Origin of the sequence: Halodesulfurarchaeum sp., assembly GCF_036626455.1 — an archaeon.
Lineage (GTDB): Archaea > Halobacteriota > Halobacteria > Halobacteriales > Halobacteriaceae > Halodesulfurarchaeum.
Genome location: NZ_JAZKRK010000004.1, coordinates 47046 through 69580 on the forward strand (window position 1 = coordinate 47046; position 22535 = coordinate 69580).

Below are 22535 nucleotides of genomic sequence, written 5' to 3' on the forward strand. Positions count from 1 at the left end.
GTGCGCGAATACGATTTCGAACTGCGGCTCTCGGCCCACCTCGAACGGGACGGACTGCCGGGGCTGCGCGAGATAGGGGCCAACGGGCTCCTGGCCCGTCAGCTGGGTACGAGCGTCGTGGGTTCGGGGGCCCGCATTATGGATCTGGTCTACGTGGCTCCGGGTCCGGAGTTCGACCGGCGGGTAGACCTGTCGCCGGGCACGATCCCGCCACTCGCTATTGAAAGTGACATCGAGGTTGGGTCACGCCGGTCGGTTGCAAAGGCGATCGACGCACCGCCGGAGATCGCCAGTCGGGTGGCCGAGCGAGCAGCCGAGGTGGATTTTTTCGAGATTTCTCGCCGGGGCGGCCAGACAATGGCCCGGCAAGCGACCCGGTATCCGGACTGGTTCTCAGGACTTGTCGGGATCGAGAACAAACCCGACCTGAGGACACCGGGGGACCTCGCCGCCCAACTTCGCCGCGACGTGAGCCTCCAGGTACTCGACGCCGTGATTCTCGCGACGGCGTCACACGTCACCCGCGCCCACCGCCACCGGCTTCCGGATCCGGTCGGCATCTGGCGAGTCCACCCGGATGAGCCCGCAATCGAGGTCGTTCGCGAACCTGCGGTGCTCGATTCGGAACGACCGGGGTTCGAGATTCGCCGGGAACAGCCTGGCCAGTACGACGTCGAGTACGTCTCTGCCGTGGGAAAAACCCGCCAGCGCCGTCGCATCGCCGAACGAGCCTACGGGAAAGGATGGCGAACCTTCGAGCCCCCAGGGTGTACGAAATTCGAGTCCTGGACCGCTGCCGGGACCGATGGCCTCCCTGGCTGTTCGTGGGCCGACCGGCTTGTCGAACCGGCCGCGGAGTGTGGCTTGGACTGTCCGGGATTTGAATCCGCTCCGGAACCCGAATTGGGCCGCGAGACGGAACGTGCCCGGCGAACGCCATGGGAGCCTGATCCACCCGGAACCGCCCGCTATCAGGCGTTTCTGGACCGGTTTCGAGACCCCTAACGTCGGTCGGGGGTGGACGGTCTGCACGCTCCCGTCAGTCGACTTCAGCCCGCGGGAGCCGGATACGAATGATGTTCCCCCGTGGTTCGTTCTCCTCGAATTCGAGAACGCCGTTCGAGTCCTCCACGACGAGACTGACGAGCCACAATCCCAACCCGCTGCCGTGGTACAACGCACTGATTGGCTTCTCGCCGGTGAGCACTGTCCGTTCCATCTCGGGAATGGTGGGATTCGAATCGGTCACTTCAACGATTACTGTCTCGTCAGTTGCCCACACAGCAACAGTTGCTGTCGGAGTCTCTTCGTCGGCATGACTGATCGCATTTGTGAGCAACTCTTTGATTGCCGTTCCGATGGCCGCACTGGCAGTGACACGGACCGACTCTTGCAGAGACGACCGGATGGTCGCGTTCGAATAGCGTGACTCGATCTCTGATTTGATCCGGGTGATGACAGAGCCGATCTCGACTGTGCTGCGGGCCGGCGGATCCGCGAGGAACTTCGTAACCTGCCGTTCTTTCTCGACTGTCTCCAAGAGTTGATCACCGGTTTCGATAATCCGTGAGGCACGTGCCACATCCTCCTCCGTGGCCGCGTCTTTGAGCAGTTCGGCGTTCCCCTGGATGACGTTCATGTCGTTGTGAAAATTGTGTTGGAGCACCCGGTCGATCATCTGCAACTGGTGGAGCCGAGTGCGCCGGTCCGAGACGTCCCGGATGATGCTGATGAACCCGACGATTTCGTCGTCGGCGTTTCTGAGATAGAACACGTTCGTTTCCCCGGGGAAGGTCTGGCCGGATTGCTTCTCATAGGTGACCGTGTGGGTGAAATCCGGATCATCGATGTGGCCCTTCACCGCCTCACGAAACTCGTCGTAGTCCGCCTCGCCCGCATACACGGACTTTGCATGGTCGCCTTCGATTTCGGACAGTTCGTACCCGAAGCGGTCTGTGAATCCCTGATTGCAGTTGATGATCCGGCGATCCATATCAAACACGAGGATCGCATCCCGAATCGACTTGAACAGCGATTGGTAGCGTTCCTTCGATTCCTCGAGCCGTTCCCGGAGACGCTCTCGCTCGGAAATGTCGGTCTGAATGGCGACAAAGGCCGTGAGAGTCCCGTCCCGGTCGGTAATCGGCGCGATCGTCTGGTGTGCGTGATACAACTCACCGTCTTTCCGTCGGTTGATCAGGCTCTCTTCCCAGATCTCCCCGGCCAATATCGTGTCCCACAGGTTCTCGAAGTAGGCCGCTGGCATCTCACCCGAGTTGAGAATGCGGGGGGTTTTACCGATGGCCTCTGCAGGTTCGTAGCCGGTCACGGCTTCGAAAGCCGGGTTCGCGTACTCGATAGTTCCGTCTACATCGGTCACGTAAATCGCGTGCCCAGCGGCTTCGACCGCTCGCCGAAAGCGACGCAGTTCGTATTGGTTCGCTCGCAACTCGCTGATGTCGCGGAAGATCAGGAGGACTGCCGGGGCGTTGTTCCATTCGACCGAGACCGCGGTCAGTTCGACGGGAGTTTTGCGCCCCTGCTGGCCGACGATCGTTTGCTCTAACCGCTCGACTCGACGCGCTCCACTTTGGACCGCTTCGATGGTTTCGGTGGTGATCGCTGCGGAGTCCGGGGCGACGATTTCGGCGACTGACCGTCGCTCGAACTCGTAGAACGTGTCCACTTCGAATAACTCGAGGGCGGTTTCGTTCGCATATCTGAACGTTTCGTTCTGGACGATCACCATCGGGTCCAGTGCGGCTTCGAGAATGACTTTTGCCCTGGCCTCCGGATCGGTGATGGACCGTTGGGTGTGATGGGTTCCGATCGACTGTGCGATCAGTGTTCCGAGCTCCGACCAGTGGTCCTGAAAGTGCTCTTTGATGAGATACTCCGTGACCCGTGCCGTGATCGCCTTGCTGGCGACCCGTTCGTTCCCTTCGCTTGTGAACAGGATGAAGGGAAAATCGGGAAACTGGACTCGAACTGCCTGGAGGAATGCGATCCCGTCGATATCGGGCAAATCGTAGTCACTGACGATACAAGCAAGGTCGGGCCGAGTGGCAAGCGCTTCAAGACCGCCGGTGACCGTTGAACGCGTCAGGACGGTCATTCCGGTCACCGCTTCGATTTTTTGGGCGAACTGCTCGGCCTGGCTAGGGTCGGCACTTACGTAGACAAGGGAGCCATCGTCCTGATTGCTGCCTGCAGTTCCCATTACCGGGTTAAATGAGGGGTGGCAGACTTGTAAGTCTGTATCACGTTTTCCCCGCGCTCTGGCGGTGTCACGATGTCGAGGTTTACCCGTCAGATCAATTCGCGACTGGCAGTTCTATCGTGACTCGGGTCCCGCCGGCTGCCGGCTCCAAGACGGTTATCTGGCCGTCCGACCGGCGGACGACGAGATTGACCAACCACAACCCGAGCCCGCTCCCGTGATAGAGTGGCGTGATTTCGTCCTGGCCCGTCAGGACGTTTCGCTCCATTTTCGGGAGACCTGGCCCGTCGTTCTTCTCTGGAGAGTGCTTCTGTGGCCGTGTCCGAGCCAGTAACTGGGGTGACTGTGAGCCCCCGGTTTCGACCGCTACCTTGTCGGCGACCGCTATTGCGGTGGTCGGGTTAGATCCGATGTACAGGACCCCAATTTTCTCGCCTCGATTCATCTGTCTTGGAGCGACAGAGGGACGACGCTCATAAACGCATGCTGATACCCCATTCGTTTGATTCGTGGAGTCACAGTGTGAAAACGTCCCCATCGACCCCGAGTTTCGGGCCGAACGCCTCGTCGGCAGGATAGCGATGCGAGAGGTGAACGAGTTTGACCTGCTCGGCATCGAGTTCCTCGGCCATCTCCAGGGCGCCTTCCCGGGTCATGTGTTTGGTCCCGAAGGAGCGGGGCACTCCGTCTGCGTTCTTGTGTCGCCCGCCCAGAGGATGTTTCTCGCACATCGCCGCCGGCACGATCGCTTCGGCGAGCAGGAGATCAGCCCCCCGCAACACTGCCCTGGATCGCTCGGGAATCGCGAAACTCGTGTCCCCGGTAAGGGCGAGGATGGCGTTCTCCCCCTCGATTCGAAGCCCATAGCTCACAAGGGGCGGATGTTCGACCGGGACGAGGGTGACCGAAAACCCGGCCGCTTCGAATCGATCGAACGGGGTCTCCGGATGCACCGTTAGCTGGTCGAGATAGCCATACCGACTGGAGACGGTTCCGGCGACGGATTGTCGCGTTTCCGGATCTGTTTCGTTGGCCGCATGGACCGGGAGTTCCTGCAGGAGGCGGTAGACGTTCCCCAACCCGTCGAGGTGATCGAAGTGAACGTGGCTAATCACCGCCTCGTCGGGCAACGGCACGCTCGTCTCGAGAAACTGGGCACGGAAATCCGGACTCGCATCGATCAAGAGACTCTCGCCGGTTCGCTCGTTTTCCACGTGCACAGAGAACCGCGAGCGCTCCTGCCCGGTTTCCCTGGATCGGGTGCAGGTCGGACAGTCACACCGCGGGACAGGGGTCCCAGTCGTGTCTCCCGTCCCCAGGAGAGTCACTCGCATCTATGGGGTCGGGGCGTGGTCGTGATCGTGTTCGTGTTCGCCTTCGCCTTCCAGCGCCTCCTCGATAGTTTCGAGGTTGCGCATGTGATCCCGCTCTTCGAAGTCCTCGACTGCGTCGAGAAGGTCTTCCTGTGTCAGGGTGGTTCGGTCGGACACGAGCGCGGAAAGCACTGCTTCCCTGAGGACTAATCGAAGATCGCTGCCGGTCAAACCGCTCGTTTCGGCGGCGATCTCGTCCGGATCGAAGTCCTCGATTTCGATGTCCGAGACGACGAGATCGAGGATGCCCTTTCGCATCGTTTCGTCCGGCCGGGGGAAGTGCAGGATCTCGTCGAACCGTCGCCACGCGGCCGTATCGAGTTCGTCCGGGTGGTTGGTCGCGCCGATCAGGAGGACGTCGTCACGAATCAGGCTCACTTCGTCGATCGACTTGAGCAGTGTGTTCACCGCCCGTTTGATCGCGGCGTGTTCGTCACTGGTCCGTGTTTTTGCCACGAAGTCGAACTCGTCGATGAAGAGAATACAGGGTGAGAGTCGCTTTGCGACCTCGAAGACCTTCTCGACGTTCTTGGCCGTCTCGCCGAGATACTGGCTCGTGATCATCGAGAGTTTGACCTCCACGAACGGCAGATCGAGTTGGTGGGCCAGCCCCCGTGCGACGGAGGTCTTGCCCGTCCCCGGCGGCCCGACGAAGAGCAATTTCCCGATCTCTCGAAGTCCGATCTCAGCGAGATAGTCCCGGTGTTCGATCGCCTTGGCCACTTTGCGAACTTCGGTGGACTGGTCCTGGGTGAGCACGAGCTGGTCGAGCGTGATTTCGATCTCCGCCGGGGCCCGCACCTCCACGAGGTCGAGCATTTCCTCGTCGTCCTCGTCGAAGTAGGAGTCAAGTTGGGACTCGATATACTGGGGGTCGGCGTGCACCGGTCGGTTCTCGTCCCGGGCCTGTTCGTAATCCAGAGCCAGGTCCGCATGGTCCTGGTACTCGTAGGCCAGGGTCGGGTTGTTCTGGAACCGCACGCGATCTGCGCGCTCCAGGTACCAGTCCTCGAGCATCTCCTCATCAGTCACGGAGATCGTGCCGGAGAAGGTGTCACGGTCGGTGAACATCAACCCGGAAATCTCGGCCCAGGGGTCATCGACGCCTACCGCCTCCGCGAGGGCGTCTTCGTCAGGTTTCGGGGGGCGACTGACCCCGTCCCCGGTCCAAAGAGCCGTTCGGATTGCCGGGGGGAGGTCGTTCTCGTCGAGTTCCGCGTTCCGGTCATAACAGACTCCAGTGAGCAGAACTTCGACGACATCAAGTTGCCGGTTTTCCATCTTACAGAACTACCCGACCCCCACAGAAAAGGTCGTCGACCCTATTCCCGGATGTAGAACACGACCGGTCGGCTGTGCAGATATCCCTGGTGTGTGACCTCCCGGTAGTTATCGAGTTTGTGACGGATGTCGGAGGCGTCCGCCTGGATTGTGATGACCACGGGGGCGTCCATCTGTTCGACGTCATCTGCATCGAGGGTGCTTCCGACTCTGGCGTCGTACTGTTCGAGATACCACGGGAGGGGCAACCGATCGAACCAGCCACCGTACCCCCCACTGTCGATGTCCAGTGTGGCTGGTTCCTCGAGTTCGCCTTCGGTGTAGAACTCTTCCCCGTAGAACAACACATCGATGCCCTCCTGTTCCCCTGAGGCCCTCTCGATTTCGGCGAGAGTTGGTTTCATGTCTCCGGCGGGTTGGGCGTACTGAACGACTGGATTTCGGTCATCAGCCGGATAGACGGCGTTGACCGCGACGCCGCCCCCCACGGTCACAAGGCCAGCCCCCAGAAGCAGGATCATGGCAACGGCTGCAGTTCGCGTTTCGTCCCGACGGAGGGCCCGTTTCGCCCGTCGGAAGACCACAGCGAGTCCAACCGCGGCCGGGATTGTCAGGGGAATAAGCACGTGGACACCGGTCCAGCCGGCTTTGATGTCCGAGACGATCGGATAGCCGACGAGACTTGCCATCCCCCAATAAAAGGCAAGTGCGACGAGGTCCCGAGCCCCTCCCTTCCGGTACCGGTCGGCCAAAAAGCCGAGGACCCCGAAGATCACAGTGGTCAATCCACCGACGGCAAGCACCAACAATAGGTGTCCCAGGAAGGCCACAGTGGAGTGTTCCTGCATGCCGGTGTCGCCCCAGAGGCCCGTGAACTTCTCCCAGGTCCCAATCGTTGCCGCGTCAAGGACGGACGGTAGTTGCGTGGGGTCCCCCAGGGCCTGATACAGCTCCGGTTTCGGCGCGTAAAACGCGACGACGATCGTTGCACCGGCTACAACGCCGGCGAGAATGGCGTATTTGACCCGCCAGAGGGCGCTGATCGCCCGCCAAAGGGACTGTTTGAGTACGGGGTACCAGTCACGCTCCTGGTAGCGAGCGAGGAACAGTCGGTGGTCCAAGAGTAAGACGAGCGCCCCGGCCCAGGTTACGGGATAGAGAAGGGCGTTTTCCTTCGTCGTCATCGCGAATCCAAAGGCGATCCCGGCCGCGACGAGATACCGGGAGTGGCCGGTGTCGATCGACCGGACGACAAGTGCAAACGCCAGGAAGGCAACGGCCCCGAGGAGAACGTCGTTTCGCATGAATCGGGAGTAGTAGATGAGAATCGGGTTGAGCGCGAGCAGGGCACCGACGAAAAGCACTTCGAGCCGGGTGAGCCGATCCCGGAGGAGCCAGGCCGAGAGTGGCAAGAGGCCGCCGACGATGGCGACCACCAGCCGCATCGAGAAGTCCGAGGGCCCGAGCAGATTGAAGACGAATCCATTGACGTGGGGAAGAAACGGACCGTGAATGATGGCTCGGTACTCCCAGGCGTCGACGGCCATGTAGTGCAGGATCCAGCTGGCTACCCGTGCCTCGTCCTGATGGGCCACGCGGGCACCAAGTCCCACCAGCCGGATCGCGATGGCGACGGCCGCGATCCCGACCAGGAGCCAGGAGAGACGCGTCAGTCGGGAGCGGCGGGGCATATGCCCTGGTTGCCGTGACCGATATAAAGATTCCACGGCATTGGATGGCTCGATTCCTCTGATTGCTTGCAGACGTGACAGTGCCGTGGCATGCCAATTTGGGCCAGCCCAACCATACCAGATGCCAGACTGCACGCCGGACAGACGGGGTTTCGATCACCGAGGACACAATCTTTTTCGGGGTGCTTACCGTATCAATGGATGTATGAACGCAAACGATTTGCAAGCGATGCTCGAAAAGAACGGCGAACTGATGGTCGCCGTAAGCGAATTCGACCAACCCCTCGAACTCCACCTCCACGACGCGGAGATCGGCGACGAGATGGTCCGACTGGAACTCACCGACGGTATCATCAAGTTCGACATCGACGAGGTCACGGGAGCGTGGCAGCACACCCACTCACTCGCGGACCTCGGTCTCGAGTAATCCACGCCGGAACGTATTTTTCGTCGGGCACCCCATTTTGGGTAGATGCTGCTTCGTGATCTGTTCACCGCGAGTGTCTCAGGCCGGGTGCCGATGCCAGTCTCGAGTAGTCAAGTCCAGCCTCACCACCGATGAGTGAGCGCCAATCCAGGTTTCGAGACGCGAAAGACGAGGTCTCATTGCTCCGCTGGGTCTTCGGCTGGCACCCGATCGTTAGCCCGGTGGTGGTCGTGGTTCTCTTCGCCGGAATCGGGTACTATTTCCGAGCGACGAACCCTGCCGCAATGGCCGGGCTGGTTCTTGCCGTTCCGATCTGGTATCAGGGGGCGAGATATATCAACCGACACGCAGCGTCGATTCGGGAGGGCTATGAGGCCGACGTCGAGGAGTATGGTCCGGTCGTGCTCGAAGCAGCCGGGATGGACGAGGATGCCGACCAGTTCATATTGCACAAAATCCCCGACGACACACAGCCGTTTATCGAAGCACCGTCACAGGTCGACATGACGATCGTTGGCGTTGATGACACGGGGGTTTGGATTTACGACGAAACGACCCTCGATCTGATGTTCCTGAAGGCTGCGCTCGGAACCGAACCTGATAACGTCATTCGGTTTCCGTGGTCCAATCTGGAGTCAGTTGACTTCGAGGACGGCGATCTCGTCGTCACACCCATCGAGGAAACGGACGAGATCGAGATCTACCGAACACCACTCGGCGAGGAACCCCAGGAGCTGCTCTCGACGGTCAAAGCCCGCATCCAGTCGGGTCACTGACCGGCAAAGACAAAGCGAGCCCCGCCAGCGTCGCTCTCCTCGACCCTGACCGACCAGTCGTGAGCGGTCGCGACTTCGGCCACGATAGCCAGGCCGAACCCGGTTCCGTCCGTTTCAGTGGTGTAGCCTGATTCGAAGACCGTCTCGCGGTCCTCGGGTGGTATTCCCGGGCCGTCGTCGGCGACCGCAAAGCCGTCCGACGTCGGCTCGACTGTCACGGTCACCTCTGGGCCGGCGTGCTCGACGGCGTTCCTGAAGAGGTTCTCGAGGAGGCTGGCCAGCCGATCGGGATCGGCCTCGAACGTCTTGTCTCCCGTTACTTCGAGGGTCGCGTCTTTCGTTTGAACCATCTTCCAGGCCTTCCGAGCGGCCGTTTCCAGAGCGGTTGGTTCCGTTTCGTCGATCGGTTGGCCGTGTCGTGCAAGTTCGAGGAGGTCTTCGATCATCGTCTCCATCCGTTCGAGGGCGGCCAGAGCCGTATCCACGTGCTCGGAGTCGGCCTCTTCGACGGCGATTTCGAGCCGGCCAGTGGCGACAGTCAGCGGGTTGCGGAGGTCGTGGGAGACGGTGCTTGTAAACCGTTCGAGTCGCTCGTTCTGGCGCTTGAGCTCGCGCTTGGCCTGTTCCTCGTCGGTGACGTCTGAAAAGACGAGGAGTCGCCCGATCGCCGTCTCCCCGCTGGTAAATGGTGTTGTCGTCACACGGAAGAACTGCTCGCCATCGCCGACGGCGAATATCGATTGGTCGGCTTCGTCCAACGGAAGCTCTGGGAACACTTCGGAGGCCAGCTTGCCAACGGCCCCCTGGAGTCGGTCTTCGAACACCTCCTCGGCCGCCCGGTTGTACTGATGCACCCGGTTGTCCTCGTTGAGGATAATCACAGGGTCCGTTCGTTCGCCAGCCAGACGGACTGACTGGAACTGGTCCAAGAAGAGGAAGAAAAACGCGCTCGCGAAGACCGCGACTCCGAGCGGCTCGTAGGTGATGTCGACGAGGGCGTCACTGGCGAATCCCACGATGTCGAGGACGATCGGCAAGCCTGTGAGGCCGACGACGATCAAGAGCGGCTTCGTGTTGAGACTCACCTTCGCGAAGCGCTCGTAGAGCATGAAATAGCCGATGCCTGAGAGCGTATACGAGACGCCCATGACCGTCCAGTGTAACACGCCGTTTTCGATGGAGACGTGTTCGAATGGGACCGAAACGACCGAAACAGTGTAGTAGAGGCCATGAACCGGATTTGTCACCTTCACTGCGACGACAATCAGGAACGCCCCAACTGCGACCCGGCGAACCGTTTTGTTGCGGTGGAGCGTCCTGCCCGTGTACGCGGACGTGAAGTATAACCAGGCTCCGACTGTCCCCAAACCGACGACCAATCCGACTGTTCGGAACGCCACCGAGAGGGTGATTCCCGGAGCGAGGAGAAATCCCACGTGACTCGCCGCCCAGATCCCGCTCCCGGTCAATAGCGCGGCGAGTCCTCGCCGGGTTTCAGGGTCCGTGACCTGTCGGATACGGGCAAGACTACCGAACGTGAGCAGCGTGGCCACGAGAAACGCACCGACGTACAGTCCCTGAAGGACGTTGTTGCCGAGGGCACCCGCGACCCAGCCCATCAGTTAATCGTCCCCCTGGGTGAATTGCCCGTTCCGGAATGGGCTGTTTGTCCCACTCTTTTCTTTTGCATACGTCTCCATAAACAGTCAGTTTACATGAACGTTGTTTCCGATGATTGACAGGCTAACACCCCTGCCTTCGAACGGTTAGACTGCTCAACTCCCAGCCAGCCACCCAATAGTGTTATCCGCCCGCCGGAAATACGAGATACTATGTTGAGCAGGCAGTTTGTCCGGGAAAATCCGGACACGGTCCGCGCCGCCATTGAACAGAAGGGCGTGGAAGGGGTCGAGCTGGACCGCATTCTCGAGATCGACGAGGAGTGGCGCGAACTCAAGGCACGAGGCGATGAGCTTCGCCACGAGCGAAACGAGGTCAGTGAACAGGTTGCCGAACACAAACGTGCCGGTGATGAGGAGGCGGCCGAAGCAGCCATTGAACGCTCGACAGAGCTCAACGAGGAATTGGAGACAGTCGAGGAGCGGGCTGCAGAACTCGAGACCGAACTCGAACGCCGGCTCCTCGAAATTCCGATGATTCCGGACGACGACGTCCCGATCGGGGACGACGAGTCGGACAACGTCGAAGCCCGACGGGAAGGCTTCGATGCGTTGCGTGACCTCCCCGACCCGGTGGAGCCCCACTACGATCTCGGGGAAGACCTGGACATTTTGGATTTCGAACGCGGGGCCAAAGTTGCCGGCGGTGGGTTTTACTTCCTCAAGGGTGACGGCGCTCGGTTGGAGCATGCGCTCATCCAGTTCATGCGGGACATCCACTATGAGCAGGGCTACCAGGAGGTGGTCCCCCCGATTCCGGTCAACTCTGCATCCATGCGAGGGACCGGTCAGTTCCCCAAGTTCGTCGAGGACGCCTACCGTATCGGTGGGTCGAACGAGGAGGCGTACGACGACGATGACCTCTGGCTGCTTCCAACTGCCGAGGTCCCGGTCACGAACATGTATGCCGAGGACATCTTGTTGTCCGAGGACCTCCCGCTCAAACACCAGGCCTACACGCCGAACTTCCGTCGGGAGGCCGGCGAACACGGCACCGAAACCCGGGGGATGGTCAGAGTTCACCAGTTCAACAAGGTCGAGTTGGTGAATTTTGTCGAACCGGATCAGAGCGATGACCGGCTGCACGGACTGCTCGGTGAGGCAGAGGAAGTCCTCCAGACACTCGGTCTCCCGTATCGCGTGCTCGAGATGTGTACTGGCGACATGGGTTTCACCCAGGCCAAGAAGTACGACCTCGAGGTCTGGGCACCAGGCGATGACATGGCCGAGGGCCCGGAGCGTGGCGGCCGTTGGCTCGAGGTCTCCTCTGTTTCGAACTTCAAAGGTTTCCAGGCACGGCGGGCCGGGATTCGCTACCGGCCAGAACGCCACGAATCCGCGGAGTACGTCCACACGCTCAACGGGTCCGGGGTGGCCCTGCCCCGTGTCGTTGTCGCCATCCTCGAGTACTATCAAAACGAGGACGGGACTGTGACAGTTCCCGAGGCGCTCCGCCCGTATCTCGACGGCCAGGAAACCATCGAGGGCCACGAGCCAGTCGGGGAGAGTGCGCTGGGCTCCGGCGACCGGGAGTAACCGTCAGACGGCGGAAAACGTGCGCAGGTGGCTCAACCGCCGTTCGACCCGGAACACGTCCACGAACTCGAAAAACAGCGAGCCGTCGGCCCGGAGGAGTCGTCCCCGGACCGCGACGCCACCCGGGCCGGTGTACACCTGCTCGATGACGTGTTCGGTGTCCGTTTCCGGTCGTTTCTCGGCCATGAACGTGCAGAAGGACTCCCGACCGGAGAGCGTCCGGTCGCCTCGCTCGTGGACGAATTCAGGGGCAAGGACGCGCTGCAAGGCATCCATCTCGCCGGCGTCGATAGCCCGGTAATATTCCCGAGCGAGTGCGGGTCCGTCGCCGGCGGGGACCTCGTCGGAGTCGGCCATAGCCGTAATCGGCCCTCCATGGACAAAAGTCGGCTGTTTGGATTCGGTTATGGCGGTCGGGACGTTTTTGAGCCAGCCCCGTGTACCCCGGGTGTGGACCTGCACGTTCGGTACGAGGGCGACGACGATCCCCAGAAGTGTACGGCAAAGAAGCTCGAGCGCTTCGACCTCGCCACACTGCACGCGACCGATCGAGCCGTGCCCTACGGGCTCGTTCTCGACCCGTTCGCAGACAAGGCTCTGTCTCCCGCCGACCGGGAGCGAACGGACACGCTGGTCGCGATGGACAGCTCCTGGGAGTCGGCCTCCGCGGAGCAGTTCGCTATTGACGGCATCCACCGGGCACTCCCCTTCATGCTCGCGGGGAACCCGGTCAACTACGGGAATCCCTATCAACTGACGACGGTCGAGGCGTTTGCGGGCGCACTCGTCGTGCTGGGCGAACGCGAACAGGCCGAACACCTCCTCTCGAAGTTCCGCTGGGGGCAGACGTTTCTCGATCTCAACGAGGAGCCCCTGGAGCGGTACGCGGGCTGCGAGGACTCGACTGAAGTCGTCTCCGTGCAAAACGAGTATTTGGACCGCTAATCGGCGGGTATGGCCACCGACGCTGCTCGCCGAAACCGGGTCCCGAGTCGAACACCTTTTAGCCTTCCTCGAAGAAAGACGGGGTATGACACAGCACCTTTCCATCGAAGACCGCCTTCTTGGCGCTCAGGTCTGCATGCGCTGTAACGCCCGAAACCCGGAGCGGGCCGACCGCTGTCGAAAGTGTGGCTATGGCAACCTCCGACCGAAGGCCAAGGAACGCCGCGCGACCTGATCAGGTCTCCCACTCGGTTTCGAGCACCGCATAGCGGTGGACGTCTCTGTACTCGCCGTGAAGATAGGCAGCGTCCCGATGCACGGCTTCGTGTTCGAAGTCAAGCGTTTCCCAGAGTTCTTGTGACGCGTCGTTCCCTTCGAAGACCCGCGCCTCGATCCGATGGATTCGGAGTCTGTCAAAGGCGTGACTGATAAGCAGTCGACTCGCTTCGGTCCCGTAACCCTGCCCCCACTCGCGTTCCCGCAGCCAGATACCGATCTCCGCCGTGCCGTTTGGGTCATCGACAGGCCCCAATCCGACGGTCCCGGCCGGTCCATCCGGCCCGACGATGAGGAGGTTGATCCGCTCATCGCTCGTCACTTGCTCCTCGAACCACTCTTCTTCCTGGTCCCGGTTGATCGGCCACCGAATAGTCAGGTGCTGCCTGACGGACGGATCGTTGATCGCTTCCTGGAGGAAGTCCAGATCCGATTTCTCGATGGTCCGGAGGTCAACTCGGTCGCCGGAGAGAAAGACGGCGCCTGACATGGGCTGAAGGAGTGGGGCACCCGGAAAAACGTTTCTGCTTTGACACCCGTCCAAGCCCTGAGCGGCAGGCCCCTCAATCCTCTTGGTATTTTGGTTCACCTCGGGCCGCTCGCTCTCGGCCCCGCTCGATGACGGCCCGGACCTCACCGTGGAACGCTGGGCCGTGGCCCGGATACAGCGACTCGACGGTATCGGGGAGCCGCTCCAGCAGTCCCTCGAGACTCTCGACTAGGGTCTCCCGGTCGGCGCCAGGAATGTCTGTCCGACCGAAACTGCCGTTATCGAAGGCCCCGTCGCTGTAGACGACGATATCCCCGGAAAAGACCACGCTGTTGCCCACGAAGGCGAGGTGATCTGGCGCATGACCGGGAGTCGCGACCACCTCGAATGGCTCTCCGCCGATCGGCACTTCATCACCGTCTTCGATCCGGACTGTCTCCCCAGTCGCGTCGGCGGCATACACCGTCGGCTCGAACGCACGCTGTATCGCGTCGAGTTGATCCACGTGGTCAGCGTGACGATGGGTAAGGACGATCGAATCGAGAGTCGCTACTCGGCTGGAAACGGTGTCGTCGATTCCTGGCATCGCTCCGGCGTCAACGAGTGTCGATTGCTGCCCCTCCACGAGGTAGACGTTCGCCGTAAACGTCTCGGCCGCCTCTGTAAGACAGGTGATCTCCATACCTGTTTCGACGTCGCCATCGCTTTTGAGGCTGGGGGCACGGGCCCCAGCGTGGCGGGCCACTTTTGTGTCCTCGCCCAGTATTTTTATGTACAATGGGATTTGGCAGCTACGACGAATCGGAACAAGGGCGACAGGAAGTCGACTCCGAGGACCTCGACGGGGACGAGGGCGTCGCCACCTCCGAAACCGACCACGAGGGGGAGGTCGATTTCGAGATCGGAGCCTCGAACGACGAACTGCTCGACAAACTCGAGGACATCAAAGAGTAAGGCCGTGAAAGCCGGCGTTCGGGCCCTGGGCGTCGCCGAATCGTATCGGGAAGGGACGTCGATTCTGGGAGGCGCGGTCGTCACCGCCGCGCGGGTCGTGGATGGATTTGCCTTCGAGACCTGCCGAGTCGGTGGGCTGGACGGGACGGGAGCCGTTTCTTCGATCGAATCGAGACTCGACCGAGAAGACATCCAGTACCTCTTTATTGCCGGAATCGCGCCCGCTTGGTTCAACGTTCTCGATCTTCGGGAGATACACGACACGACCGGCCTGCCCGTTCTGTCAGTGTCCTTCGAGGAGAGCCCCGGGCTCGAAGCCCCGCTTCGGGAGGCCTTTGACGGGGCCGAACTCGACCGACGCCTCGAGCGCTACCAGTCCCAACCCGACCGTGAACGGATTACGGTGAACGGTGAATCACGCTTCGTTCGAGGCGTGGGGCTGACCGAGCCGGCCGAACGGGTCGTTCAGGCCTTCACACCCGAAGGCGGCCGGCCTGAACCCCTCCGAGTTGCTCGGTTAGCCGCGCGAGGGGTCGATCAATTCCGGGCTCAGCAGGACCACTCGGAATGAGAGCGACCGGTACGGCCAACACTCTTGACCTCTGAGGCGGAATCCGGACCTTGATTGGGCCCCTGCTCGTTTGCCAGGTATGGACGAGCGGGCGGCAATCGACGTCGAGGACTGCACGCGATGTTCGGCCCTCCCGGACTCACGACGCCAGATCGTCAACGGTGTGGGTCCGGTCGACGCAGACGTGGTCTTCGTCGGGGAAGCCCCCGGCGAGCAGGAGGACCGGGAGGGTGAACCCTTCGTCGGCCGGAGTGGGACCCTTCTCGACGATGTTTTGGCCGAGCACGAGCTAGACCGGCAGACGGTTCGAATCACGAACGCAGTGAAGTGCCGGCCGCCCGAGAACCGCGATCCGACCACTACCGAACTCCGGAACTGCCGCGACTATCTCGAACGGGAGCTTGAGGCTATCGACCCGGTCGTGATCGTCACTCTGGGAAAAGTCCCCACCGAGCACCTCTTGGACCGGTCTGTCGCGGTGACCGCCGAAGCCGGAACGAGCGAACAGGTGACTATCCGGGGGGCGACCTATCGCGTGCTGATTGGGATCCACCCGGCTGCGACGCTGTACGACCCAAGCACGCGAGACACGTTTGATGCGGTTATTGCCGAGGCTGCCGCTCTTCTCGAGGGCTGATCGGAAGGTCAGAAGGGGAATGGCTGGCTGCTGTGGTAAGAAAAACGATCGTCGGCTGTCCCAAGGGAAAGGGTCTTTTCGATGAGTACCGGTACACGTGATATGGACACATCGAGGGGGACCCAGCCCCCCGAGGCCGAGGTCGTGGTGCTGGATTACGGTCTTGGGAACCTCAGGAGTGTCACCCGGGGCCTGGAACGGGCCGGCGCAGCAGTGCGGATCGAGGACGATCCAGAGGCCATTTGGGCAGCTGACGGGGTCATTTTGCCCGGTGTCGGTGCGTTCGGTGACGGGATGGAGAACGCGGGACCGTTCCGCGAGGATCTGCTCGAAGCGGCCGCAGTGGGCCGCCCGATTCTCGGCATCTGTCTCGGGATGCAAATGCTTCTGACCAGCAGCGAGGAGGCCGACCGCGCTGGACAAGGTGATGTCCAAGGCCTGGACCTCGTGCCAGGTCGCAACGTGAAGTTCCGTGGCGACCTGAAAATCCCACATATGGGTTGGAACCAACTTGACCTGACCCGTTCTCACCCGGTCATCGAGGGGATCGACGGCGAGTACGCCTACTTCGTCCACTCGTATTACGCCGATCCCGAGGACTCGGATTCGATTCTCGCGAGGAGTGATTATGGCGTGGAGTTCCCGGCAGTCATCACGAACGAGGGGCAAAACGTCATCGGTACGCAGTTCCATCCGGAGAAAAGTGGCGAGACCGGACTCCGTTTGCTGCGAAATTTCGTCGACTTCGTGGCCGATTGAGCCGGACTCTCCTCAGATGAACTCGCGGACGTCGGCGTACCACATGTCGTGATGATCGACGGCGTCGATTCGCTTGGCGATTGCCACCGCGATGGCATGCCAACATAAGTCGGTGGGATCATCGTCATCCAGGTTGTAGGTGGCGTCCTCACAGGTGCAGCCGTCGTCTTCGACGATATACTCGTCCCCATGCCCGACAACGACGGTGAAGTCTCGGTATTGCTTCACTCGCGACTCGGTGACCGCTTCGATGGCCCGCTGACCCCGGTCGCCGTGATTTTCCAGGATCGCATTGGTGACCTCAGGGCTCAGCTCGCCGGCATCCGCTAGAGCCGTCCGCCAATCGACCTCCGGGTCCACATCCAGGCTTTGCCTCCCGGAACCAAAGGTTGTGGGTTCGGCCCGGGCGCCTTTTCTTGTCCCCGGTCACAGTAGGTGTATGAAGCATACGGAGGGCCGGGTGACCGTCGAGGCCCCGAAACAGGCAGATGCGGGGCGGTCGGACGCGGTCTTTTTCAACACGGACCAGGAGTTGAACCGCGACGTGACGGTCGCCGCGTTGCGGGCCTATCGCGAGCGTGAGCCCCGGGCCGAACGGTATTTGGACGCGATGGCCGCAAGCGGGGTTCGGGGCGCCCGTGCGGCCGCCGACGGCTGGGAGGTGACACTTGCGGATCTCGACGAATCCGCCGTCGAGTTAGCCAGCGCGAACCTCGATCGCAACGGGCTCGATGGAACGGTCCTGCACCGGGACGCAAACGTGCTCTTACACGACCCGGAGACCCTCTTTGATGTCGTCGATCTGGACCCGTTTGGGTCACCGATTCCGTTCGCGGACGCCGCGTTTGCCAATACCCGAAACCTGGTGGCTGTAACAGCGACCGACACTGCACCGTTGTGTGGGGCCCATTTCGAGAGCGGAGTGCGTCGGTACAGTGCCGTACCTCGGAACACCGACTACCACGCCGAGATGGGGCTCCGCATTTTGCTTTCCACCCTTGCTCGGACGGCGGCCCGGTACGACGTTGGCGTGACACCGATTTTGAGCCACGTGTCGGATCACTATGTCCGGACCTACCTGGAGCTCTCCCATCGGGCGACCGACGCGAACGCCACAATCGATGAACTCGGCTCGGTCCATCACTGTCGGAACTGTCTCCATCGGGAAGCAGAGCCGGGGTTGATTCCGAATCCACCGGAGACCTGCCCGCGTTGTGGCAGCGACGCGCTTGTTACGGCCGGGCCACTCTGGCTCGGGCAGACTCATGACGCCGATTTTGTCACGGCCACGCTCGATAGCCTCGACAAGTCGATGGGGACGCGCACTCGCGCCGAACGGATGTTGACACGACTCCGGGACGAACTCGAGACGCCGACTCACTACGACCAACACGTGCTCTATCGCCAGTGGGGTGAACCGGCGATCGGGATGGACGAGTTCCTCGGGAAACTCCGCGAAGCGGGTCATGCTGCCTCGCGAACGCATTATGGGGGCACGACGTTCAAAACCGACGCGTCCCGGGCAGAAATCGGGGCGGCGATGGGCTTTGACTGAGGAACGAGATCTCCCATTTGGTGACCGGCAGAGTTCACTATGTGGGTGGCCGGTCAGCGGACTATCGGAGCGGCTGACCAGCATTGGGGAGGAACGCCTATATCTTCCGGCGGGTCGAAAAATGGTCTGTGTTCAGCGACTTCGACGCTCGCAAACTGGCCCTCGCGGTTATCGCCACGATTCGGGAGAGCCAGGTCACCTTTCTTGCGGCGGCACTCGCGTTTTATGCATTCGTCTCGATCATCCCGCTTGCGCTGTTAGGCCTCGCTCTCGGCCAATTCGTGGGTATGGATCGAATCGCGCCGATCGTGTCTGGTGGCGAACAGTTCTTGACGCCCGAAGCGCTCGACATCGTTGCTCGCTCACTTGCTGATAGGAGGGGTCAGGGAGGGGCGACCGTCGTCGGGACTCTAGTTCTTTTGTGGTCCGGAAGTCGGGTGTTTCAGGGGCTTGATATCGCATTCGCTCAGGTTTACGGAAAAAGTGAGAGTGATTCGATTCCGTCGAAGCTCCTTGATCTGCTCATCGTTCTTGGAGCTATACCCGCTGCGCTGGTGGCTGGCGGAGTGTTCGGCGTCGTGCTCCCGCTTTTCGAGTGGCTCCCTGGGAGCGGCCTGTTAAGCCGACTCGCCCTGCTGCTCGTATTGGGTGTCGTGTTCTTCCCGTTGTACTACCGATTCCCGGACGTGGATGTGACAGTCCGGGAAGCCTTGCCAGGAACGGCTGTCGCGGCGGTGGGCTGGGCCCTTCTGGCGACTGGCTTTTCGGTATATGCTGCCTCGCTTGGCACATTCCACCTGTATGGTATTTTGGGGGCGGGGCTCCTGCTCGTCACCTGGCTCTATCTCGGGGGGATTATTATCATGGTGGGCGCAGTAGTCAATACCGTGTTGGCTGGCGCCCCCTCGGACGATCGGAGAGACGGCCCGAAGAGTGACCAGCGAGATCGCTCAGCGGCTGATTCAGCCCCTGACATCGGCGAACTCGAGCGTGAAGTCGACCGCCTCCGCGACGAATTGGACGAGAAGACTGTCAGCCGCTCCAATCTCGAGTCCGAGCTGAAGGCGTATGTCCGCACACGCCAGCGGGCGGGCAAAGCTACGGGGTGGGGTCCGTATTTGGTGTTGCTCTACGGGACGATCATGACGCTTGGCGCGTTTTATTGGCTGTCCGGTGGGTGGGCCATCTTGGCCATGATCGTCGTGTGGCTCTCCACGCTTGGCCTGTACGTCCAGCTCGTGATCTTCGGGCTAGGACTCCAGGCGACGTCGGTCCCCGGACGCCTCCTCGATGTGGTTCGGAATTGGCGCTCATGAGGGACCTCGGAGTAACACAGGCGCTTGCGCCACAGGTACCGGAGCCGGTCATTCCGCTGTTGATCGTGCTGACGGCCCTTGGCGGGCCGAAACTCGTCGCCATCGCGTCGACAGGGGGCTCGATTCTGGCAGTCAGAACCGGCTGGATCGACGCGTCTCGGGCACACGGGTTTCTGGTTGCGGTTGCCCTCACGCTCTCGATCTCGATTCTTCTCAAGACGGGACTAGCGATGCCCAGGCCTCCAGCGTCACTGATGGCGATTCCGGAGGACGGTCACGGGTTCCCAAGCGGGCACGCAACCGCCTCGGCCGGGGTGGTGACGGCCCTCCTCGGCATTTCGAACCGGCAGACGTATTGGCTCTCTGTGGGTGCCGGGGGGTTTGTGGCGCTCATCGCAGCAACTCGCGTCTTGCTCGGGGTGCATTACTTGATCGACGTCATCGCCGGGATCGGGGTGGGCGTCCTCGTCGCTCGTATTGGGGTCCACTTTCATCGGTCGCGACCTCGCTTGGCGCTCGGGACGACAACTGCACTCGTGGCTATAGCGCTCCTCGTCTGGGGCCGTTGCTAAAATCGACGTTCAGTTGGTGAGTTGGTCGACAAAGTCAACCCACTGTTTGGTTTTGTTCACGTACGCCTCAGTACTCCGGGCTCCAAAGTCGGGCTCCGAGAGGTTCCCCAGTGCGGTCAACGCCCGCTCGAGACCGAGAATCGTTCGAACGAGTTCGCTGGCCTCCGATTCGGAGATCTCGGCCGACTCCAGCCGCTTGCGTCGCCGCTCGCGCTCTTGTTTGAGCGTGTTTCGCACGGTTCGAACCGATTCCCGTTTTTCGGGCGGGACCGCTCCCTGGGTCTTGGTTTCCACGACGAACTCACGCAGAGCAAATGACTTGCCATCGATTTCGATCGTCTCCGGGATCCGAAGGCCGATTGTGGCCGACCGGCGTTTGACTCGTTCGAGAAATTCCTTGCGCCGCGACTCGGTGATCGGGGCCCCGTCAGAGCCGTCCATATGATAGCTACCGGTTCGACCGATGCAGGTGTTTCGGCTGTGTGATACTCGAGCTTAGAACTTCTCGAGGTATCGGTCGAGTTCCCAATCGGTGACTTCGAGGTTGTATTCGGCGGCTTCCTGGCGCTTGGCCTCGATGAATTTCTCCGTCACGTGGGATCCGAGAGCGTCCTGAATGACGTCGTCCTCTTCGAGGGCGTCCACCGCGTCCGAGAGGCTCTCGGGCAGGGTATCGATGCCGTACTCCTCCCGGGTCTCCTCGTCGAACTTGTAGATGTTCTCGGTGACCGGACCGGGGGCTTCGAGTTCCTTCTCGATCCCGTCGAGTCCGGCATGGAGCATGACCGCGATCGCAAGATAGGGGTTCGAAGAGGGATCGGGTGAACGGAGTTCGATCCGCGAGGCCGCCGGATGACGGGCAGCGGGGATCCGGACCAGCGCAGTGCGGTTGACACCACTCCAGGCGATGTACACCGGAGCCTCGTAGCCCGGCACCAGGCGCTTGTAGGAGTTGATAGTCGGGTTGGCGATCGCTGTAATCGCCGGTGCGTGTTCGAGGACCCCTGCCAGGAAGTGCCTGGCCAGCGTCGAGAGCCCGAATTCGTCGTCCCCGTCGTGGAAGACGTTCTCCCCGTCGTCGGTGAACAGCGAGAGGTGGGTGTGCATGCCGCTGCCGTTAACCCGCGCGATGGGCTTGGGCATGAACGTCGCGTGGAGGTCGTGGAGTTCGGCCGTGGCCCGGACGACTGACCGGAACGTCGCGATGTTATCCGCGGTCGTCAGCGCGTCGTCGTACTTGAAGTCGATCTCGTGCTGCCCCGCAGCGACCTCGTGGTGGCTGGCCTCGGTCTCGAAGCCCATCTCCTCGAGGTTGAAGATGATCTCCCGACGGAGGTCAGACGCCAGGTCTTTTGGCCCCAGGTCGAAGTAGCCGCCCGCGTCGTGTGTCGTGGTCGTCGCCCGTCCGTTGCCGTTCTTTTCGAAGACGAAGAACTCGGGTTCGGGGCCCACGTTCAGTGTATACCCCATATCCTCCGCGCGAGCGATCGCGCGTCTGAGTACCGTCCGAGGGTCACCCTCGAACGCTTCGCCTGTTTTGGTGTCTATCACGTCACAGATGAGCCGAGCGGCCTCCCCGCTCTTTTTGTCCCGCCAGGGGATCACAGCGAAGGTCTCGGGGTCCGGCTCCAAACGCATGTCTGATTCCTGGATGCGAACGAAGCCCTCGATAGACGAGCCGTCAAAGTAGATCCCTTCGGTCAGGGCCTTTTCGGCCTGACTCGCGGGGATCGAGACGTGTTTGACCGTCCCGAGAATGTCCGTAAACTGCAAGCGCAGAAATTCGATGTTTTCGTTCTCGATCCGATCTAGTACCGCCTGTTCCGCATCGGTCAATCCGCCGTCCGGGGTGGATGCTCCAGATGTCATTTTGTTCGACAATCTATTCCAATACGGGATGTTTTAAAGGCCTAACGGTTGCATCAATTGAACCATTTCCGCAAATAATTGAACAACCGTAAACTTCACGTCCCCGGCCCTCCGTCCATGCTATATGACCTACGAGAACCTGGATGCCGAACTCATCAACGAGCTGCTTGCGGACGGTCGGGCGAGCCTCCGGAGTGTGGGTGAGTCACTCGGCGTTTCGGTGACGACAGTCTCCAATCACCTGCGGGATCTCGAAGCCGCAGGAACGATCAAAGGCTTCGTGCCCGTCATTGATTATGACACGCTTGGCTACGATGTCACGGCGATCCTCCAGCTCAAAGTCGAGGGGGAGGCGTTACCTGAGATCACCGACCGACTGGGGGGCATGGACCGGATGATGACTGTCTACGAGGTGACGGGGGAGTTCGACATCATCGCGGTCGGCAAGTTCGAGGACACTGATTCGATGGATGACATCATTAAGGAACTGTTGGCCGAGCGTGAGATCAAGGAGAGCAATACGAGCGTGGTGCTTTCCGCTCCGGTCGAGTGTGATCAGTTCCCGTTGCCGGTCGAAGAAAGCGAATAGGACCCCAAGAGGTTGACGG

The 22535-nt window shown here is 61.2% G+C and carries 26 protein-coding genes; 14 read left to right on the forward strand and 12 right to left on the reverse strand.

Annotated features, from left to right (window positions below; genetic code table 11):
• Positions 1 to 1005 carry a DUF5787 family protein gene (locus tag V5A26_RS02370; protein ID WP_332320774.1) on the forward strand — a complete coding sequence of 335 codons (1005 nt, stop codon included), beginning with the start codon at positions 1 to 3 and terminating at the stop codon, positions 1003 to 1005.
• Between the two features lie 34 nt (positions 1006 to 1039).
• Here V5A26_RS02370 and V5A26_RS02375 read toward each other — a convergent pair whose 3' ends face one another.
• The 5 genes from V5A26_RS02375 to V5A26_RS02395 form a co-directional block, all read right to left on the reverse strand.
• A complete protein-coding gene (locus V5A26_RS02375) occupies positions 1040 to 3220 on the reverse strand; it encodes a PAS domain S-box protein (RefSeq protein ID WP_332322197.1) in 2181 nt (726 codons plus the stop codon).
• A gap of 94 nt (positions 3221 to 3314) precedes the next feature.
• Positions 3315 to 3836, reverse strand: coding sequence for an ATP-binding protein (locus V5A26_RS02380; protein ID WP_332320776.1), 522 nt, complete (start codon positions 3834 to 3836; stop codon positions 3315 to 3317).
• Positions 3736 to 4554 (reverse strand): MBL fold metallo-hydrolase, encoded by an 819-nt coding sequence (locus V5A26_RS02385; RefSeq protein WP_332322198.1) that lies wholly within the window; start codon positions 4552 to 4554, stop codon positions 3736 to 3738. Before V5A26_RS02385 ends, V5A26_RS02380 begins: the two co-directional genes overlap by 101 nt.
• Entirely contained in the window at positions 4555 to 5874 is a 1320-nt protein-coding gene (locus tag V5A26_RS02390) for an ATP-binding protein (RefSeq protein WP_332320778.1), read from the reverse strand. It lies immediately after the preceding gene.
• Positions 5875 to 5915: 41 nt separating this feature from the next.
• The gene (locus tag V5A26_RS02395) at positions 5916 to 7565 is read right to left on the reverse strand and encodes a flippase activity-associated protein Agl23 (protein ID WP_332320779.1); all 1650 of its coding nucleotides are present in this window, start codon (positions 7563 to 7565) and stop codon (positions 5916 to 5918) included.
• Positions 7566 to 7770: 205 nt separating this feature from the next.
• Between V5A26_RS02395 and V5A26_RS02400 the strand changes: the two genes are divergently transcribed.
• Together V5A26_RS02400 and V5A26_RS02405 are read left to right on the forward strand one after the other, a co-directional pair.
• Complete coding sequence (locus V5A26_RS02400; RefSeq protein ID WP_332320780.1) at positions 7771 to 7992, forward strand: hypothetical protein; 222 nt, start codon at positions 7771 to 7773, stop codon at positions 7990 to 7992.
• Between the two features lie 131 nt (positions 7993 to 8123).
• Positions 8124 to 8768, forward strand: coding sequence for a hypothetical protein (locus V5A26_RS02405; RefSeq protein ID WP_332320781.1), 645 nt, complete (start codon positions 8124 to 8126; stop codon positions 8766 to 8768).
• Here the strand turns inward: V5A26_RS02405 and V5A26_RS02410 are convergent.
• Entirely contained in the window at positions 8762 to 10387 is a 1626-nt protein-coding gene (locus tag V5A26_RS02410; RefSeq protein WP_332320782.1) for a sensor histidine kinase, read from the reverse strand. The genes V5A26_RS02405 and V5A26_RS02410 overlap by 7 nt on opposite strands.
• A gap of 213 nt (positions 10388 to 10600) precedes the next feature.
• On the opposite strand from V5A26_RS02410, the gene serS reads away from it, so the two are divergent.
• Positions 10601 to 11983, forward strand: coding sequence for a serine--tRNA ligase (gene serS / locus V5A26_RS02415; protein WP_332320783.1), 1383 nt, complete (start codon positions 10601 to 10603; stop codon positions 11981 to 11983).
• Positions 11984 to 11986: 3 nt separating this feature from the next.
• Here serS and V5A26_RS02420 read toward each other — a convergent pair whose 3' ends face one another.
• Positions 11987 to 12340, reverse strand: coding sequence for a nuclear transport factor 2 family protein (locus V5A26_RS02420; protein ID WP_332320784.1), 354 nt, complete (start codon positions 12338 to 12340; stop codon positions 11987 to 11989).
• 93 nt (positions 12341 to 12433) lie between these two features.
• Here V5A26_RS02420 and V5A26_RS02425 point away from each other — a divergent pair, with 93 nt between their 5' ends.
• Entirely contained in the window at positions 12434 to 12928 is a 495-nt protein-coding gene (locus V5A26_RS02425) for a DUF367 family protein (RefSeq protein ID WP_332320785.1), read from the forward strand.
• Between the two features lie 85 nt (positions 12929 to 13013).
• Positions 13014 to 13163 carry a 50S ribosomal protein L40e gene (locus tag V5A26_RS02430; RefSeq protein WP_332320786.1) on the forward strand — a complete coding sequence of 50 codons (150 nt, stop codon included), beginning with the start codon at positions 13014 to 13016 and terminating at the stop codon, positions 13161 to 13163.
• Here the strand turns inward: V5A26_RS02430 and V5A26_RS02435 are convergent, their stop codons facing one another.
• Both V5A26_RS02435 and V5A26_RS02440 read right to left on the reverse strand, forming a co-directional pair.
• Positions 13164 to 13694, reverse strand: coding sequence for a GNAT family N-acetyltransferase (locus V5A26_RS02435; protein WP_332320787.1), 531 nt, complete (start codon positions 13692 to 13694; stop codon positions 13164 to 13166).
• 73 nt (positions 13695 to 13767) lie between these two features.
• Positions 13768 to 14376 (reverse strand): MBL fold metallo-hydrolase, encoded by a 609-nt coding sequence (locus tag V5A26_RS02440; protein ID WP_332320788.1) that lies wholly within the window; start codon positions 14374 to 14376, stop codon positions 13768 to 13770.
• 95 nt (positions 14377 to 14471) lie between these two features.
• On the opposite strand from V5A26_RS02440, the gene V5A26_RS02445 reads away from it, so the two are divergent.
• From V5A26_RS02445 to hisH, 4 genes are all read left to right on the forward strand, one after another.
• The gene (locus tag V5A26_RS02445; protein ID WP_332320789.1) at positions 14472 to 14648 is read left to right on the forward strand and encodes a DUF5786 family protein; all 177 of its coding nucleotides are present in this window, start codon (positions 14472 to 14474) and stop codon (positions 14646 to 14648) included.
• Between the two features lie 4 nt (positions 14649 to 14652).
• On the forward strand, positions 14653 to 15219 hold the full coding sequence (locus tag V5A26_RS02450) for an endonuclease dU (RefSeq protein ID WP_332320790.1): 567 nt from the start codon (positions 14653 to 14655) through the stop codon (positions 15217 to 15219).
• 79 nt (positions 15220 to 15298) lie between these two features.
• On the forward strand, positions 15299 to 15856 hold the full coding sequence (locus V5A26_RS02455) for a uracil-DNA glycosylase (protein WP_332320791.1): 558 nt from the start codon (positions 15299 to 15301) through the stop codon (positions 15854 to 15856).
• Positions 15857 to 15958: 102 nt separating this feature from the next.
• Positions 15959 to 16615 (forward strand): imidazole glycerol phosphate synthase subunit HisH, encoded by a 657-nt coding sequence (gene hisH / locus V5A26_RS02460; RefSeq protein ID WP_332320792.1) that lies wholly within the window; start codon positions 15959 to 15961, stop codon positions 16613 to 16615.
• A gap of 12 nt (positions 16616 to 16627) precedes the next feature.
• On the opposite strand, the gene V5A26_RS02465 is transcribed toward hisH, so the two are convergent.
• Positions 16628 to 16975, reverse strand: coding sequence for a hypothetical protein (locus V5A26_RS02465; RefSeq protein WP_332320793.1), 348 nt, complete (start codon positions 16973 to 16975; stop codon positions 16628 to 16630).
• Between the two features lie 79 nt (positions 16976 to 17054).
• Here V5A26_RS02465 and V5A26_RS02470 point away from each other — a divergent pair, with 79 nt between their 5' ends.
• The 3 genes from V5A26_RS02470 (at position 17055) to V5A26_RS02480 (ending at position 20058) form a co-directional block, all read left to right on the forward strand.
• Complete coding sequence (locus tag V5A26_RS02470) at positions 17055 to 18170, forward strand: tRNA (guanine(26)-N(2))-dimethyltransferase (RefSeq protein WP_332320794.1); 1116 nt, start codon at positions 17055 to 17057, stop codon at positions 18168 to 18170.
• 128 nt (positions 18171 to 18298) lie between these two features.
• Positions 18299 to 19486 carry a YihY/virulence factor BrkB family protein gene (locus V5A26_RS02475; RefSeq protein ID WP_332320795.1) on the forward strand — a complete coding sequence of 396 codons (1188 nt, stop codon included), beginning with the start codon at positions 18299 to 18301 and terminating at the stop codon, positions 19484 to 19486.
• On the forward strand, positions 19483 to 20058 hold the full coding sequence (locus V5A26_RS02480) for a phosphatase PAP2 family protein (protein ID WP_332320796.1): 576 nt from the start codon (positions 19483 to 19485) through the stop codon (positions 20056 to 20058). Before V5A26_RS02475 ends, V5A26_RS02480 begins: the two co-directional genes overlap by 4 nt.
• 9 nt (positions 20059 to 20067) lie before the next feature.
• On the opposite strand, the gene V5A26_RS02485 is transcribed toward V5A26_RS02480, so the two are convergent.
• Together V5A26_RS02485 and glnA are read right to left on the reverse strand one after the other, a co-directional pair.
• A complete protein-coding gene (locus tag V5A26_RS02485; RefSeq protein WP_332320797.1) occupies positions 20068 to 20499 on the reverse strand; it encodes a DUF5788 family protein in 432 nt (143 codons plus the stop codon).
• Positions 20500 to 20553: 54 nt separating this feature from the next.
• Positions 20554 to 21927 carry a type I glutamate--ammonia ligase gene (glnA, locus tag V5A26_RS02490; RefSeq protein ID WP_332320798.1) on the reverse strand — a complete coding sequence of 458 codons (1374 nt, stop codon included), beginning with the start codon at positions 21925 to 21927 and terminating at the stop codon, positions 20554 to 20556.
• 124 nt (positions 21928 to 22051) lie between these two features.
• Here glnA and lrp point away from each other — a divergent pair, with 124 nt between their 5' ends.
• A complete protein-coding gene (lrp, locus tag V5A26_RS02495) occupies positions 22052 to 22516 on the forward strand; it encodes an HTH-type transcriptional regulator Lrp (protein WP_332320799.1) in 465 nt (154 codons plus the stop codon).
• Positions 22517 to 22535 lie beyond the last annotated feature (19 nt).

What these genes read in the sequence shown, in the direction of transcription:
- V5A26_RS02375 (WP_332322197.1), bottom strand. Translation starts at nt 3,220, where the DNA reads ATGGGAACTGCAGGCAGCAATCAGGACGATGGCTCCCTTGTCTACGTA.
- V5A26_RS02380 (WP_332320776.1), bottom strand. Translation starts at nt 3,836, where the DNA reads ATGCCGAGCAGGTCAAACTCGTTCACCTCTCGCATCGCTATCCTGCCG.
- V5A26_RS02385 (WP_332322198.1), bottom strand. Translation starts at nt 4,554, where the DNA reads ATGCGAGTGACTCTCCTGGGGACGGGAGACACGACTGGGACCCCTGTC.
- V5A26_RS02390 (WP_332320778.1), bottom strand. Translation starts at nt 5,874, where the DNA reads ATGGAAAACCGGCAACTTGATGTCGTCGAAGTTCTGCTCACTGGAGTC.
- V5A26_RS02395 (WP_332320779.1), bottom strand. Translation starts at nt 7,565, where the DNA reads ATGCCCCGCCGCTCCCGACTGACGCGTCTCTCCTGGCTCCTGGTCGGG.
- V5A26_RS02400 (WP_332320780.1), top strand. Translation starts at nt 7,771, where the DNA reads ATGAACGCAAACGATTTGCAAGCGATGCTCGAAAAGAACGGCGAACTG.
- V5A26_RS02405 (WP_332320781.1), top strand. Translation starts at nt 8,124, where the DNA reads ATGAGTGAGCGCCAATCCAGGTTTCGAGACGCGAAAGACGAGGTCTCA.
- V5A26_RS02410 (WP_332320782.1), bottom strand. Translation starts at nt 10,387, where the DNA reads ATGGGCTGGGTCGCGGGTGCCCTCGGCAACAACGTCCTTCAGGGACTG.
- serS (WP_332320783.1), top strand. Translation starts at nt 10,601, where the DNA reads ATGTTGAGCAGGCAGTTTGTCCGGGAAAATCCGGACACGGTCCGCGCC.
- V5A26_RS02420 (WP_332320784.1), bottom strand. Translation starts at nt 12,340, where the DNA reads ATGGCCGACTCCGACGAGGTCCCCGCCGGCGACGGACCCGCACTCGCT.
- V5A26_RS02430 (WP_332320786.1), top strand. Translation starts at nt 13,014, where the DNA reads ATGACACAGCACCTTTCCATCGAAGACCGCCTTCTTGGCGCTCAGGTC.
- V5A26_RS02435 (WP_332320787.1), bottom strand. Translation starts at nt 13,694, where the DNA reads ATGTCAGGCGCCGTCTTTCTCTCCGGCGACCGAGTTGACCTCCGGACC.
- V5A26_RS02440 (WP_332320788.1), bottom strand. Translation starts at nt 14,376, where the DNA reads ATGGAGATCACCTGTCTTACAGAGGCGGCCGAGACGTTTACGGCGAAC.
- V5A26_RS02445 (WP_332320789.1), top strand. Translation starts at nt 14,472, where the DNA reads ATGGGATTTGGCAGCTACGACGAATCGGAACAAGGGCGACAGGAAGTC.
- V5A26_RS02455 (WP_332320791.1), top strand. Translation starts at nt 15,299, where the DNA reads ATGGACGAGCGGGCGGCAATCGACGTCGAGGACTGCACGCGATGTTCG.
- hisH (WP_332320792.1), top strand. Translation starts at nt 15,959, where the DNA reads ATGGACACATCGAGGGGGACCCAGCCCCCCGAGGCCGAGGTCGTGGTG.
- V5A26_RS02470 (WP_332320794.1), top strand. Translation starts at nt 17,055, where the DNA reads ATGAAGCATACGGAGGGCCGGGTGACCGTCGAGGCCCCGAAACAGGCA.
- V5A26_RS02480 (WP_332320796.1), top strand. Translation starts at nt 19,483, where the DNA reads ATGAGGGACCTCGGAGTAACACAGGCGCTTGCGCCACAGGTACCGGAG.
- V5A26_RS02485 (WP_332320797.1), bottom strand. Translation starts at nt 20,499, where the DNA reads ATGGACGGCTCTGACGGGGCCCCGATCACCGAGTCGCGGCGCAAGGAA.
- glnA (WP_332320798.1), bottom strand. Translation starts at nt 21,927, where the DNA reads ATGACATCTGGAGCATCCACCCCGGACGGCGGATTGACCGATGCGGAA.
- lrp (WP_332320799.1), top strand. Translation starts at nt 22,052, where the DNA reads ATGACCTACGAGAACCTGGATGCCGAACTCATCAACGAGCTGCTTGCG.